This window comes from Pseudoalteromonas sp. 3D05 (assembly GCF_002723455.1).
Lineage (GTDB): Bacteria > Pseudomonadota > Gammaproteobacteria > Enterobacterales > Alteromonadaceae > Pseudoalteromonas.
In genome coordinates, this window is the sequence record NZ_PDUS01000042.1 from 1 (window position 1) to 1,266 (window position 1,266).

General features: G+C 41.0%; 1 protein-coding gene. It reads right to left on the reverse strand.

Features of this window, described 5'->3' with window-relative positions:
* Positions 1-8: 8 nt before the first annotated feature.
* A protein-coding gene (locus tag CSC79_RS19930) for an IS3 family transposase (protein ID WP_099297886.1) occupies positions 9-1,189 on the reverse strand; the annotation gives its coding sequence in 2 pieces (ribosomal slippage) (positions 9-931 and positions 931-1,189; 1,182 coding nt in all).
* Between the last annotated feature and the right edge of the window lie 77 nt (positions 1,190-1,266).

Here is a 1,266-nt window from a genome sequence, read left to right on the forward strand (position 1 = left end):
TGTAGTGGTCAATAAAATTTGGCCACAGTTTTAGAATCTTGATATCTAACCTCAGATTCATTTGGCGCTAAACCGGCATTATAATTATGCGGCCTAACGTTATTGTAATATCCGTTGATATAATCACTAACGCTATATTTAGCATCTATAAAATTTCCATATCCAACCTTTGGCATCCATTCCGTTTTAAAGCTTCTAAAAAATCGCTCCATTGGTGCATTATCCCAACAGTTTCCACGCCTACTCATACTTTGTTTGATTTTATAGCGCCATAAACGTTGGCGATATTTTAAACTTGTATAATGACTACCTTGGTCTGAATGAAACATCAGTCCTGTCGGTTTTCCTCTGCTTTCATACGCGAGTTCAAGCGCTTTTAGCGTTAAATTAGTATCTGGCGACAACGACATGGCCCAGCCAACTACTTTACGTGCAAATAAATCAATAATAACGGCTAAATAAGCCCAGCGATTGCCTACCCAAATATACGTCACATCACCGCACCACACGGTATCTGGCTCAACAACATCAAATTGTCTATCAAGCAGGTTTGGAATTTCAAGGTGTTCATTACCACCGCGTTTATATTGATGTTGAGATACTTGGCAGCTTTCAAGCTTTAATTTAACCATTAGCTTAGCAGCACGATAACGACTCAATTCAAAATCATTGTTCGTTGCTATTGCCGCGATTGTCCGCGCCCCAGCTGAGCCACCGCTCATTGCATGTATTGCTCTAACTTCAGCCTCTAGCCTTACTTGTTCTGGTGTCGGCGTTGTATCCCTTATAGCCCAATATTTATAGCTGCTACGATGCACATTGAATACGTTACACAGCACGCTAATTGGGTAACGCTCTCGTTGATTTAGCTTCTCAATTAACGAGAATTGTTCAGGGAGTCGGACATCAAGAGAGCGGTAGCCTTTTTTAATATATCCTTTTCTAATTCGATGCGTTGGATTTGCTTTTTAAGTTCGCGGATTTCAATTTGTTCGGGCGTCATTGGCGAAGCAGATGGTGTCTGGCCACTCCGCTCTTGCTTTAATTGAGTAACCCACTTACTGACGGTTGATTTACCCACCCCCATCGCTTTGGCTGCTTCTTCTTGAGTATAACTTTGGTCAACTACAAGCTGAGCTGTTTCTAATTTGATTGCCGCAGAATACGTTGCGCGTTTTAATTTCGTCATTTTTTCACCCAAATTTGTATGCTTATCAGCATAACATTTCTTTCTTAATGGGTGGCCAAAATCACTGTACCACTACA